This is a genomic window from Enterobacter cloacae complex sp. FDA-CDC-AR_0164 (assembly GCF_003071645.1).
In the GTDB taxonomy this organism is placed as follows: Bacteria; Pseudomonadota; Gammaproteobacteria; order Enterobacterales; family Enterobacteriaceae; genus Enterobacter; species Enterobacter ludwigii.
In genome coordinates this window covers 1,650,877-1,664,880 of sequence record NZ_CP028950.1, presented here as the reverse complement: position 1 = coordinate 1,664,880, position 14,004 = coordinate 1,650,877, and the positions used below count along the sequence as shown (strand labels likewise).

The following is a 14,004-nucleotide window of genomic DNA, read 5'->3' as shown; positions in this document are numbered from 1 at the left end:
GCGCAGGAGCCCGCATCCCGACAAGGGAATGCGGGCATTTGTGACAATATTAAGAGGATAAACCAGGAGTTTTGCTGTCTGACTGGCGATTATTTAACGTATCGTCGAGCTTTTTGTGATCCAGCTCTTTCACCCATTTTGCCACGACTACCGTTGCCACACCGTTACCTACGAGGTTGGTCAAGGCACGGGCTTCAGACATAAAGCGGTCAATACCGAGAATCAGCGCCAGACCCGCCACCGGCAGGTGTCCGACCGCGGAAATGGTGGCTGCCAGCACGATAAAACCACTGCCAGTAACACCTGCGGCCCCTTTAGACGAGAGCAGGAGCACCACCAGCAGGGTAACCTGATGGAAAATGTCCATATGGCTGTTGGTCGCCTGAGCGATAAACACGGCCGCCATTGTCAGGTATATCGAGGTGCCATCAAGGTTGAAGGAGTAGCCCGTCGGGATGACCAGCCCCACCACCGATTTACGGCAGCCCAGCTTTTCCATCTTATCGAGCATGCGCGGCAGGGCCGATTCGGATGAAGAGGTCCCCAGAACAATCAGCAACTCTTCGCGGATATAACGGATAAATTTGAAAATGCTGAACCCTGCCGCGCGGGCGATTGAGCCCAGCACCACCACCACGAACAGAATACAGGTGATATAGAAGCAGATGATGAGCTGACCCAGCTGCACCAGGGTACCCACGCCGTACTTACCGATGGTGAATGCCATCGCACCGAAGGCCCCAATAGGCGCCAGGCGCATGATCATATTGATGATGCCGAAGATGACCTGCGAGAAGCTTTCAATGACGTTAAAGATCAGCTGGCCTTTGTTGCCCAGACGGTGCAGGGCAAAGCCAAACATGACGGCAAACAGCAGCACCTGCAGAATGTTACCGCTGGCAAATGCACCGATGACGCTGCCTGGGATAACGTCCAGCAGGAAGGCCACTACCCCCTGGTCTTTCGCCTGATCGGCATACACCGCGACCGCTTTGGCATCCAGCGTCGACGGGTCAACGTTCATCCCCGCGCCGGGCTGCACCACGTTCACGATGATAAGACCAATAATCAGCGCAAGGGTACTGACCACTTCGAAATAGAGAAGCGCCACTGCACCGGTACGGCCTACCGCCTTCATGCTTTCCATGCCAGCGATGCCCGTCACGACGGTACAGAAGATCACCGGGGCGATGACCATTTTGATGAGCTTAACGAATGCGTCGCCAAGCGGTTTCATTTGTGCGCCAAGTTCAGGGTAATAGTGACCAAGCAAAATACCGATTGCGATGGCTGTCAGGACCTGAAAATAGAGACTTTTGAAGAGTGAGGTTTTCATAGGGTGTCCTTGGGAAGAAAAACCACAGGCTTTGTAAGATTATGGTTAACCTGCGGCTCTAAAATAACACCCGTATAACAGGACAGAAATAAACCCAGTTCAAATTTGAAACACAAATGTTAAGAACTTTGAGCTGGCTCGCACAAGCCAGCAACAAAATTACACGTTTGCGCTATTGTCCCCACCGGAAAGGTAGCGTTGTTCAAAGACATCCGACGGAACAGCCGGTGCAAACAGGAAGCCCTGTCCGCCCTCCACGCCCGCTTCAGCCAGCCAGGTGCGCTGCGCGTCTGTCTCAATCCCTTCGGCAATCAGCTGCAGTTTCAGGCTGCGGGCCAGCTGGATAATGGCCTGGACCATGCTGCTGTCTTCCGGCAACCCTTCAACAAAGGCTTTGTCGATTTTCAGCACATCCACCGGCAGGGTTTTCATATGCTGGAGCTGACGCAGCCCGGCATAACCCATACCGAAATCGTCCAGCGCGATGCGTATACCGGCATTACGCAGCGGTTTCAGAATCGCGACCGCCTCATTAGGATCGTCAATACGCCGGCTTTCCGTGACTTCCAGCGTTAGCGTATCAGGCTTGATCCGGTAACGATGGATCAGCTCCAGCATCTCAGACACCATGGTCGGATGCATCAGCTGCAGGGCGGACAAGTTGACCGACAGCGGGAGCGTCACGCCTCGTTCCTGCCAGGCAGCAAGCTGTCGGCACGACTCCTCCAGCACCCAGTAACCGACGGTGACCATCAGGCCACAGGATTCGATGCGCTCAATGAGCCCTTCCGGCAATTCCCATGAACCATCCGGCTGCTGCACGCGCAGCAGCGCTTCCGCGCTGATCACCTCGCCCGTCAGCAAATTCACCTGCGGCTGGAGCCAGAGGGCAAACTGACGGTTATCCAGCGCGGTCAAAATGTCGCTCTCTTCCGTCAGGCGCTGCTGCGCCCTTTCCATCTGTTCCGGGTCGAAGAACTGGATCTGATTTTTCCCTTTGCGCCGGGCGGTAAACGCCGCCGAGAAAGCACGACGGTAAAGCTGTTCCGCCGTTAAGTCACCGTAGTACATCGCAATACCGATACTGGCGCTTGGACGAAGCTGGATGCCCTGAATGGGCAGCCGCTCATTAATGACAGTGAGTACTTGCTGACCTAACGTGATCGCATGCCACGGCTCTTTCACGCCGTTGGCAATTACCACCAGGTCATACCCGCTGACCTGGGTCAGCACCATGCGCGGGGCCAGCACGGACTTCACTTTCTCCACCAGCGTCAAGAGCAGCATTTCACGCTGGTTCTCTTTGAGCACGCCGGCGGTGTCCTGCAGGGTTTCACAGGCGATCACCATCAGCGCGGTGGTTTGCTGGCGGGCGACAGTCTGTTCCAGCATCGCCATCAGGAAGGCTTTATTGGGCAGCTCCGACACCGGGAAGCGCGTGGCGCTGCTGTTCAGCTCATCCTGCTGGCGCTGCATCCGCTGCTGGTTGAGGTTATAGCTGCGTACCAGCATACCAATCTCGTCATCATGATGAAGACGCGGCAGCGGAAGCTGATGCCCCACCTGGTCCTGCGGTGAAAGCGTGTTCAACTCCCGGGCAATCCGGCGTAGCGGATGCACAATCAGACGGTTAATACACCAGGTCAGCGCCACGCTCAGAATAAGCGTCATAAGTAAGCAAGTGGTCACTAACGTGACAACCCAGCTCATGACGAACTTGTACATGCGGTACGAGTCTGCCTGCAGAACAAGGTAGGCCAACGGCTGTGGATTCGCGGGACGCTCAAGCGAATAGACCGGCAGCGAAATCTGCACCGGCAGTTCAAACAGTCGCATCACCATCATGGGGACCGGGCGCTCGGGGATAAAACTCATCCGCAGCGCCTGAAACTGATTGGGTAACACCACGTCTGCGCGGCTCACGACACCGGCAGGCTGAATGCGTTTTAAAATGGTTTCCGCTTCGGGAATATCCCCTTTCAAAATAGAGGCAGAGAGCGGGCCACGCACCGAGCGGGCAATACTTTCTAATTGCGAAGCCGTGTTATAGCGATTCTGCTGTACGGAATGAAACAGCAAAATTACGCAAAAAAGGAGTACAAACAGCATTGTGACGGCAGAAACCATCGCCATCTGTTTGATAGTTAAGGAACGGCTGACACGCAAAATGACTCTCCACAAAACTCGAAGCGCAGGGCGCACCAGGGTGTAAACCTGGTGCGCCTGAGTATACCCGATTGCTGTACTTTTAAGAGAGACTTACAAATGGATTAAGTTAAATCCGATTACCAGTCCGCGTAAGGGATAAGCGGCTGCGGCGGTAAGTCCATATCGCCCTGCCAGCCTGCAGCAGAGTAGCGTACATAAAGCAGTGCGTGGCTTGGGGTATAATCTTTTGCTTCCTGAATATCCACACCGAGGCCCACAAACCAGTTGGACGTGACCCGGCGCTCGATAATGGCCCGTGCGGTATAACCCGTGCCAGAGGAGCTGCTGCCGGTTTCCATTTCGCCTCTGTCGGTGTAGCGACCGGGCTCATCGGTCGGAATCAGTCCCTGAATGGGGTAGCGCATCACGTCGTTAGTTTTAGAATGAGACCATGACACCGATCCGCCCAGCTCCCAGGACCAGTTCTCGGTACGTTTACGCCAGGTGACAGGCAACGCGAAGGAGACATACTCCTGCGGGCTGTAATAACCGCCCTGACCCAGGGTATAACCGCTCAGATCTTTATCGTAGTGCCAGAGCATGTTGCTCACGCCGACGGTCAGACGCTCATTGTTTTTATTGATGAGCTTGTAGTAGTAACCGGTCATCCAGCGGACGCGCCAGTTATCTTCCACATTTTTACCCGTCAGCGTTTCCGCATTCAGGCTCGACCAGACGCCGTGCGCCTCACCTTTGTCATAACTGATGCTCGCGCCACCGCCGGTTGCGCGCACGCCGCCCCAGGTGGTGCCGGTGTTGGTATCTTTTTGCCCGGCAAAGGCGAGCAGAGAGCTGGAGATCGGGCGACGATGGGCGTTAACGGTATAACCGATTGGCCCCAGGTCGCTGCTGTAGCTTACACCACCGACCACGTCAACAACGTCAAAGCCCATCGGCGTGGTACCAATATCCCACGCCCAGGTTTTGTTCTGCCAGCCCACAGCAATACTCGCGCCATTTGCTGACTGATGCGTGTTGCCACTACACGGCGTTTCGGCACAAGTGCCCCATTTCGGATCGTAGGTACCGTTATCGGTGGAAAAGGACCCGGCATCCATATTGACCAAATCGCTACGCAGGAACATACGGCCATCCGCCAGTGGTGCATCCGCCTGTAACATGGTGGTATGCGCTTTAAGATCGGAATAGCCGCCGGTGCCGCTGGAGCCCCAGTAATCATGCTGCAGCGTGACGTTAACATCCTGCTGACGGTACAAATCACCGGCGTCGCTACGCACGCCGCGTTTCAGCCAGTCGTCTTTTTCGTCGTTACGCGTCAGGCGGGTAAAGCTGTCATTGTCAGCCGGACGTGTCGTCGTGACGCCTGACGACACCATCGCATCTTTATACGTTTCCAGTGCCTGCTGAGGCTGACCATTTTGCGTCTGGAAACGGGCGGCATCACGTAATACCAGCGCGTTTTCCATAGATGCAGGCTGTGATTTCGCCTGAGGAATAATCTTGCTGAACGTCTGCTCTGCGGCGGCGGAATCCCCAAGGCCTGCCTGCGCCATCGCGATCCGGCGCTGCATATTGAGCGACAGCGGCTCTCCGTTTTGCGCAGCAGGCAGTTTTGCCAGCGCGGCACGGGCTGCCTCTTTGTTGCCCTGGGCGCTATACACTTCGGTCAGACCGAGGATCGCATCTTCGTTCTGCGGTTCACGCTCCAGCACGGTGTTGTAAGCCGTTTTCGCGGCCTCCAGATCGCCACGCTGCTGCGCCCAGTCCGCAAGGGTTAAGTCGATACGGGTAGAGGACGGCTGCTGGCGAAGGAGGTTTTCCGCCTCCTGCTCTTTGCCGCTGTCGCGCAGTCGGTTTGCCGTTTCCAGCGTCTGGTTACTCTGCAGGCGGTCGGCAAGCTCCTTAATATTGGCGTTCCACTGGCTGCGCGGAAGCGTCTCCAGATGCGTGAGCGCGGCCCGGTCCTGATCGTTTCCGGAGAGATACAGCCCACTGGCATACACCTGTTCCGGATCGGACGGTTTCTGGCTGGCAAGCTGGCGCATCAGGTTATCCGCCTGGCTGCGCTGGCCCGCGCTATAGAGATCGCGCGACAGACGGTAGGTTATCCAGACGTCGCCCGGAGAGAGTGCCAGACGACGACGCTGAATTTCCGCCGCCTGAGCGTATTGGCCCTGGTTTTCCAGCTGTTCTGCCTGGGCTGACAGCTGCTCGTTGGTCAGGCTGCGTTCAATGTCATCAATGCTTCGGCGCTGGCTGGCAGAGAGCGACTGGATAAACTGCGCGGCCTTTTCCGGGGACTGCGCACGATAAACATTGGCAAGGCCACGAACGGCATTGCTGTTACCGCTGTCCATACGCAGCGCCTGACGGTAATAACGTTCCGCCGCAGCCGTGTCTTTACGCGCCGCTGCGGCATCTCCCAGCCCCAGCACCGCATAACTGTCGGTATTGTCGAGGGTACGCGCCTGCTGGTAATAACGTTCCGCCTGCGCCGTATTGTTCGCTTTCAGGGCGGTATCACCCTGCTGTATCAGCAGCCAGTAGCGGTTAACTTTCAGCAAACTGTCCCATTTGCCGCGGTTATCGCTCTGCGGATCGAGGGCGATCGCCTTTTCAAACTGCGCCACCGCACGGGCGCGATCGCCTTTCTGAGAGTACGCCTGTCCAAGCGCGCCCACGGCTTCGCTGTCGGCATGATTTGCGCTGACCGCTTTTTGCAGATCCGCCACCGCCTTATCGCCCTGCCCGGCATCCACCGCCGCCAGCCCTTGTGCTTTTGCACGGAACGTTGGGTCGGCGAGCTGTTTTTGCTGCGTATCAAGTTGAGTACGCGCCGCCGCTACGCTGTCGCCGTCGCTGAAGACGCTCAGGTATTTTTGCAGCGCGCTGACGCTGGCGTTACTGACAGGCTGATCTTTGATCTGCTCATACCACATATCAGATGCCTGGCTGCGGCCATTGCTGGATTTGGCCATCTCCTGCAACACCGCAAAGCCTTCATCGCGGCGTCCGGTCTGGAACAGCAGCTGGGCCAGTGTACCCTGCAGCTGCGTATTGCCCGGGCTGCTGGCGTTAATTTTCTTCAGTTGGTTAATGGCGACACCACGGCGGGCAGGATCTTTCGCCACAACATTCCAGTATTCCGTCGCCACGTCACCGCCCGGCGGATTACCGTCAAAAAGCTTGTCATAGGCCGCAATGGCCTCCTGAGTATGACCCGTTGTAGCCAGTAACCGGGCCTGCTGTAACTGCTGACGGCCTTCAGGCGTAGAAAGCAGCATCGTATTGCGCGAGGACTGATACGCACTGGAGCGCGGCGCGATCCCTTTCAGACGATCCAGCTCTTTTTGCGCACCGGCGTTATCACCCTGACGAAGCAGGTAACGAAAGCGCGCCGCAATGACGTCGGGGTTGTTCGGGTCAATCAGCTCAAGGCGGTAGAGCGACTGACGAACCAAATCCTCACGCTGCGTCGATTCACCCAGCCGCACCTGTTGCAGCAGCTGTTGCTGCTGCGGGGAGTTAGCGGCCTGAGCCAGCGGCATCAGTGCCAGGCCAAGCGATAAACTGAGTAGATTTACTGTGAAGTTGCGCATTCCTGGCCCCAGTCCGGTATTAATTCACCTTGAGCGGTGAAGCGAAAACGATGCTGATCCCATCCTTGCCCGAAGAGAGTCAGTACGTAGCTGTAATAGGCATTATTATCGGGAAAATTATCTGCAACGCGCTGGCGCTGTACCGCCTGCGCATCACGCTGCTGTAAAAAAGGCAGCATCGCAGCGGAAAAGCCGACCGGCCCCTTGCCCGCAGGCTTCCCGCTCGCCACATCCACTTTTTCCGGCGGTACACCGTGTTTCGTTGTCATTGTCGCCATCGGCCGGAAGCGCGTAAGCAACCGGGCTTTCTGGGCGTCTTTGTCACTCATCATTCCGACCCAGAGGTAGACGCGGATGGCGTCGTAGCCGCCCACCAGCGATTTATCCTGCTGCAAATGCCAGCCTCTGTTTTTCTGATACTGCACCCAGTCCGGCGAAAACCCCTTTGGCGCCGTTTCCAGCAACAAGCGCAGATTGGTTTCACGAAGGGTCGTCCACGGGGCACCAAAGCGCGTGAAATAGCTCGCTATCTGCGGAGGAAGATAGCTGGGGTTAAAGCGCCAGGCTTTCTCCTCGGCAAAACCGACCTTCCCGGGCAGCAGCATGGAGCCGAGTCCCGGTACTTTCACCACTTCCTCATGGGCAATGCGTTTAAGGAGCGCCTTACCCGTGCGGGTATAGTCCGGATGTTTCCACAGCCGACCCGCCTCAAGCAGTGACCAGGCAATCCAGACATCGGCATCCGAGGCGGAGTTGGTATCGATTATCGCCCAGTTGTCGTGGTCTTTCTGACCCCATAGCCAGGCGGGCAAATTATCGTTCAGATTGCCCCCGGCCAGGTTGTCGCGCGTCCACGTCAGCAATTGATCAAAGGCTTTGCGATCGTTCGCGGCCAGGGCAAAGAACAACGCATAGCTTTGCCCTTCCGACGTGGTGATTTTGCGCGTGTCGCTGGGATCAATGACACGCCCGCTCTCACTGATGTAATCCTTTTTAAACTGCTCCCAGGCAGGCCAGGTGCAGGCGGCGCGAAGAGGGATCGCCGCCAGCATCAACGCTGCTAACACACACCAGCGAAACGCTTTCATCACCTGTTACTCATCCGGGTTAAGGCGACGACGGCTGATGATACGCAGCAGACGCCACAGCACCCACGCCAGCAACACCACGCTGACGGCGGCCAGGATAGCCAGCAGAACCGGATGGTTAGCCAGCGCATACCACAGACGCTCGAACCACGGCAGATGGCCCACATAGTACACATCGCCCACGCGCAGGCTATTGACCCCAGACTCGCGGATCACCGCCACCGAACCATACATCGCGGCACGTTTGCCGCTGTCGTTCATCGCGCTGTTGAGTAACGCATACCCACGCGGGCTGTCCGCCAGGAGCGCCACTACGCTACGCTGCTCGTTGTAAGGTGACTGGAAGCCAACCACCGCGGCCATTGGCCCCTGAGACGTAACGGTTGTCTGCACGCTGGCCTGACGATCGTTGATATCCGGCATAATGCTCGGGAACTCGGTCTGACGCAGTGGCGTGTTAACCCAGGACTGGGCTGCTTTGACCAGCAGATCGATACGCTTGTCATCCTTCAGCTTATCCGGGATGTTACCGATCACCATGATGTCCGCGTCTTTGTTTTGGATCTGGCTACCATCGTCAGTCAACGTGACGTTAATTGCCGGTAATCCGGTCTGCGCACCCACGGACGCCATGGTGTCCAGCAGGGTCGTCACCTGGCCCTCATTTGGCGCTTTTGGCATGACGACAATGGATTCAGAGAGATCGGCCATACGGCTGAACGGGAAGCTGGCATTGGCAAATGCACGCAGGTCCGGCATGGCAAGGAAGTGATAATACTTCGAGAAGTCGATGGTTGACTCATCCCCAATCACAACGTGGTTCTGTACTTGCTGGAAGGTGATGCAGTTATCCACCGAGCCGCCGGGCATCGGGTTCATGTACTGGAAATCAAAGCGCAGCTGGTTGATCGCCCCAAGCTTCAGCGCCGGAATAGAGACGTCCGTTTTCCCGTCCAGCAGCCCCTGCAACACCGGCAGACGGAGCATCAGTCGGTTAGTATCCTGCGTGCTTGTCAGACTGAAAGATTGCAGGAACTGGTTGTTCAGGCTGATATCCATGCGCGAGCTGTCTTTGGTTGCCGGCGCGGTGTAACGGTAGCTCAGATTGATATCAATACCGTTGGTGCGCAGCAGGTACAGGTCTGGCGGCAGATTCAGTGACAGACTAATCGGGGCTGGCTCAAGCCCCGTCGCCTGCAGCTGTTCTTCATACGTTTTCAATTCGCCAAACGTGACGGCACGGTCAGTACGCACCCAGTTTGGTGCATCATAAGGTTTACGCGGCAGCAGCGGTTTAACCTCATCCACCACCACGCTGTTTCCACGGAACAGAACGTTACCCTGGGCAATGCCCTTGGCCGCCTGCACCAGGTCTTTATCATCACGCCCGAAGACCACCAGCAGCTTCACGTACGGGTTATCCGGGTGGCTCATCATCTCAATGGTCGGCGCTTTTACGTCCGGGTGATCGCGCAGGAAGGCAGGACGTTTCGCGTTGGTCGCAAACACGATCGCGTTTCTGTCCGGCATTTTGTCGTACATCACCGGGAAGTTCTGCCCGCGCCAGCCGGAACGTGAACCAAACCACGATGCCACAATGGTGGCCGCCAGCTGCTCGGTGACGTCCGGAGACGCCGCAAACACCATTGGCAGCACTAACTGACGATTATCACGCGGATCAAAGAACGGAACCGGGAACGACGAGAGGTCGTTTTTCAGCGCCAGCGACTGGTAGGTCATCTGCAGCGAAGAGTTGCGTCCTACGTCTACCCAAAGGGTATTGCTGGCAGGGTTCTCACAGACGTCACGGTAGTGACCGACAAACTCAAGACGTATGCGGTTAAAGTCGGTGATGAAAAGGGGGTTAATTGGCACCTGGGCCTGTGTTTTCTTACCCAGTTGCTCTTTCGTGACGGGCAGGACGTCCATCAGCTCATCATTCAGGTAAACCTTCAGCTGAGACTGTACCGGCAACAGCGACGGTGATGGCGTGTATTCAAGGTTCAGCATGGCGTGAGAGACAACCTCATCGCTGCGCATACCGAACTCAATGCCGCCGTTAGGGTTAATACCGCGCAGCACCATGCTGCCCGGCGGCGGCGCAATCTGCGCAAAGCTCAGCTTCACGTCCCGTGACGGGGCATCTTCCGCGACAATAGGCGCGTTTGCTCCCTGTACGCCCGGCATCACCTGACCGACGACATTGCTGTCTGCCGGTAGGGTGTTGCCGTCCGTAGGCTGGTTCGGAATGACGTTTTCCGTTTGACCGGGTGCCGCGGTGATAACCGGATCGGTCGCCTGGGCGACCACAGGCACCGTCGGAGCAGGCGTTGCCGCTGCGTTATCGGGTGCTGCGTTAGCCATCGTTGTGGGGAGCGCACTTACCCCCATTGCCACTGCACATAACCAGGAAAGTTTAGTTTTCATCGCGTTATCATCATTGTTGAGCCATAACCGGGTCCGCCTGCTTCGCCTCATCCCGCTCGGGACGACGAGGAACGAACGATACGATCCAGGAAACCAGCGAAGTAAGGGACCGGAAAATTAATTTCACCGACGACGGGGCAAATTCTGCAAGGTGACGATAGCCACGGAACCCCAGCTTCAGAATATCCAGCAGGCTTTCCAGAGGTTTATCTTCCGGGAAGCTGTCCTGCCAGAGAGCCCACGTGTCCGCGCGGGCAAACGTACACTGCACAAAATCAATATGTTGCTTTTTCGTCAGCGGCATCAGTTGCAGACCGACTTCATTACCGGCTACACGCACCACCTGCGTCGGGAAGACGTACTCCTGCTGGCCGCGTTTCAGCAGCAGGTTAACCTTCTGCCCTTCCAGCACCTTCGCCTGACCGTTGATTTTTATCCCCAGACCACCGTCTGAGAAGTCGTGCACGGTACAGGAGAAGAGGTGACCATCTTCACGGGCGATTGCCGCAGGCATGCAGATTTCCACGCGATGCGCACGGCGGACCTGTTTGCTCTCCACCGACACCGCAACCGCGCCGCCGAGGATAATCAGGTTGTAGAACACCCATGCCATACTCACGAACACGGTCAGGATCTCGTTTTCCGGGCCGTAGAAGTAGCGCCAGATACCGGCAATCACGCCCACGATATTCAGCAACACCAGGAAGATGTACGGCCGGGAGATGACCCAGTCGACATACTCCTCTTCCACCAGACCGCCCTTCGCAGTGACGTTGAATTTACCTTTGTGCGGGTTGATCAGCGCCACCATCGTCGGCGGCGCGATGTACCAGGCCAGCACCGTTTCGTAGATTTCACTCCAGAACGAATGGCGGTATTTACCCTGAATCTTCGAGTTCGTCAGGCTCGCGTGAATCATGTGCGGCAGAACGAACAGCGCAATCATCAGCGCAGGCGCGTAGATGATATAGGCGTGAAGAAGCAGGAACGCCAGCGGCGCGGTCAGGAAGATGAGGCGCGGGATACCGGACAGGAAGTGGAACATGGCGTTGACGTAGCACAGACGCTGCGCGAGTTTCAGCCCTTTCCCAATCAGGGGGTTATCGAGACGGAAAATCTGCACCATGCCGCGCGCCCAGCGAATACGCTGGCCGATGTGCGCCGAGAGAGATTCCGTTGCCAGACCCGCGGCCTGCGGAATACGCATATACGCGGAGGTGTAGCCCCGACGGTGCAGGCGCAGCGAGGTATGCGCATCTTCGGTGACCGTTTCGACGGCAATGCCACCGATCTCATCCAGCGGTTTACGACGGATAACCGCACAGGAACCGCAGAAGAAGGTCGCATCCCACATGTCGTTCCCGTCCTGCACCAGGCCATAGAACAGCGTGCCTTCGTTAGGGGTTTTACGGAAACGGCCAAGGTTACGTTCAAATGGATCCGGCGAGAAGAAGTGGTGCGGCGTCTGCATCATCGCCAGCTCTTTCTCCTTCAGGAACCAGCCCATCGTCATCTGCAGGAACGAGCGCGTCGGCACGTGGTCGCAGTCAAAGATTGAGACAAACTCACCTTTGGCATATTTGAGGGCGTTGTTGATGTTCCCGGCCTTGGCGTGTTCATGGGTGGTACGGGCGATGTACTCGACACCCACCTCTTCCGCGAACTGACGGAACGCCGGGCGGCCGCCGTCATCCAGGACCCAGATTTTGAGTTTATCTTTCGGCCAGTCGATACCCAGCGCGGCGTAAATCGTGTTTTTTACCACGCTCAGGTCTTCGTTGTAGGTCGGCACGAAGAGATCGACAGACGGCCATTGTGACGTGTCTTTTGGCAGCGGAACCGGCTGACGGTTGAGCGGCCAGATGACCTGGAAATACCCCAGCACCAGTACAACCCAGGCGTACGTTTCCGCAAACAGCAGAACCAGACCGCACACCAGGCTGACCGGGTCATCCCAGTTAAGCGTTGAGGTGTAACGCCACCAGATGTAGCGACAGGAGACGGTCAGCGACAGCACTATCAGCATCAGGGCGGAGAAGCGTCCCGGAATACGGCGCACCAGCAATGCCACGCCCCACAGCAGGATCAGGAAGGTGAACTGCGCCAGAGGGTTAAAGGGCTGCGTAATACAGACCAGGGCCAGAATGAGCGAGAAAACGACGATTACGCCGAGTATAAAACGCCGCAAGCCCGGGTGCAGATGCCCGAGCTCTTTATGGTTATCCAGATGGCTGGTCTTGTCACCCACGCGGTCAGGCAAACTGTCCAGCCACTGGTGGTAGCGCTCACGTAAATGTTGCACGCGGGAGAAGCTGCGCCAGCGCGGCGCTTTGTGTTCTGAGCGGGACGACGTGGCCACCAGCCAGACAGCCTGAATGATATAACGCGCCGGATCCAACGGCCGCGGGCGGTCGGGATGAATATGCGGATATAACTCACTGTGCTGCGCACGAATGCGCTGCCAGCGCGGGTGTTCGAGGGGAATGAACGTCCAGGCCAGAATCATCCAGAAGCAGCCGAGCGCGGCGCTGAATGCCGAAGCTCCGTGCCGGCGAAAATGCCGGTAATGTTCGCTCAGACGCGAACTGACCGGCGGGATGAGTAACCAGCTGGCGAGACGGCTCATACAGAACTCCCTGCAGGCTCTGCCCCTTTGGCAAAGTGCAGCAGACACCAGTTCGCCAGCGTCAGGATCTCTTCTGCCGCCAGGGAATCGCTGCGGTATTCACCGAGTGGCTGTTTGGAGGCAAGGCATTCCGCCATGCCCTCATCACGATGGATAACAATCGGCAGCAGACGGCGCTGGCTTTGCAGCCAAACCTGATACAGATCGTCCTGGATCTGGCTGCCAATGCGTAAATCGTTAATCAGGATATGACCATTTTCAGGCAACCCTTGCTGATGCAGACGGATATGGCAATTCGCGTCGACGTTCACAATCGACAGCACGCGATCGCACTGCGCCATAAGCTGTCGGGTCAGCGTGCCGGCGCCGTGCGGCAGATCCAGAAGGATCCACTTATAATGGCCTTTTTCTTTCAGCTCCTGCAGCGCGACGGTGAACTGGGAAAACAGACGCTGATAGGCAGCTTCATTTTCACGCTCGGTAGTGGTCAATTGGCCAAAGGGCAGTACATCAAGCTGCGAGGTATAACGCATACCCGCATCGCGCCAGTCTTTATCATCAAGCAGCGCGCGAGCCCAACCCTCTGTACGCGTAAAGTCGACATTAAACGACATGCGCAGCAAATTATCGGCACAGGCGTCAATCACCAATACCGATTCACCTAAAAGCTGTAATGACCACGCCAGCGCCGCGGTAACGGATGTTGTACCTACTCCACCACGGACGCCCTGTAATCCTAGTATGGCCATCAATGGCTCC

The 14,004-nt window shown here is 57.0% G+C and carries 7 protein-coding genes; all 7 read right to left on the bottom strand.

The window, feature by feature from the left end:
* Positions 1 to 49: 49 nt before the first annotated feature.
* Positions 50 to 1,336, bottom strand: coding sequence for a dicarboxylate/amino acid:cation symporter (locus AM410_RS08080; protein WP_014172087.1), 1,287 nt, complete (start codon positions 1,334 to 1,336; stop codon positions 50 to 52).
* Positions 1,337 to 1,495: 159 nt separating this feature from the next.
* Entirely contained in the window at positions 1,496 to 3,502 is a 2,007-nt protein-coding gene (hmsP, locus tag AM410_RS08075; protein WP_025202803.1) for a biofilm formation regulator HmsP, read from the bottom strand.
* Between the two features lie 119 nt (positions 3,503 to 3,621).
* On the bottom strand, positions 3,622 to 7,104 hold the full coding sequence (gene bcsC, locus AM410_RS08070; RefSeq protein WP_108647700.1) for a cellulose synthase complex outer membrane protein BcsC: 3,483 nt from the start codon (positions 7,102 to 7,104) through the stop codon (positions 3,622 to 3,624).
* Entirely contained in the window at positions 7,086 to 8,192 is a 1,107-nt protein-coding gene (gene bcsZ, locus AM410_RS08065; protein WP_020884485.1) for a cellulose synthase complex periplasmic endoglucanase BcsZ, read from the bottom strand. The genes bcsC and bcsZ overlap by 19 nt, the downstream gene beginning before the upstream one ends.
* A 6-nt stretch (positions 8,193 to 8,198) precedes the next feature.
* Positions 8,199 to 10,619, bottom strand: a complete 2,421-nt coding sequence (gene bcsB, locus AM410_RS08060) for a cellulose biosynthesis cyclic di-GMP-binding regulatory protein BcsB (RefSeq protein ID WP_032670490.1) — start codon at positions 10,617 to 10,619, stop codon at positions 8,199 to 8,201.
* A gap of 10 nt (positions 10,620 to 10,629) precedes the next feature.
* Positions 10,630 to 13,245, bottom strand: a complete 2,616-nt coding sequence (gene bcsA / locus AM410_RS08055; RefSeq protein WP_047355815.1) for a UDP-forming cellulose synthase catalytic subunit — start codon at positions 13,243 to 13,245, stop codon at positions 10,630 to 10,632.
* Positions 13,242 to 13,994, bottom strand: a complete 753-nt coding sequence (gene bcsQ / locus AM410_RS08050) for a cellulose biosynthesis protein BcsQ (RefSeq protein ID WP_025202798.1) — start codon at positions 13,992 to 13,994, stop codon at positions 13,242 to 13,244. Before bcsQ ends, bcsA begins: the two co-directional genes overlap by 4 nt.
* Positions 13,995 to 14,004: the final 10 nt, after the last annotated feature.

Bases quoted from the DNA above. Each gene is read 5' to 3' on its own strand.
- AM410_RS08080 (WP_014172087.1), bottom strand. From the start codon at position 1,336: ATGAAAACCTCACTCTTCAAAAGTCTCTATTTTCAGGTCCTGACAGCC.
- bcsC (WP_108647700.1), bottom strand. From the start codon at position 7,104: ATGCGCAACTTCACAGTAAATCTACTCAGTTTATCGCTTGGCCTGGCA.
- bcsZ (WP_020884485.1), bottom strand. From the start codon at position 8,192: ATGAAAGCGTTTCGCTGGTGTGTGTTAGCAGCGTTGATGCTGGCGGCG.
- bcsB (WP_032670490.1), bottom strand. From the start codon at position 10,619: ATGAAAACTAAACTTTCCTGGTTATGTGCAGTGGCAATGGGGGTAAGT.
- bcsA (WP_047355815.1), bottom strand. From the start codon at position 13,245: ATGAGCCGTCTCGCCAGCTGGTTACTCATCCCGCCGGTCAGTTCGCGT.
- bcsQ (WP_025202798.1), bottom strand. From the start codon at position 13,994: ATGGCCATACTAGGATTACAGGGCGTCCGTGGTGGAGTAGGTACAACA.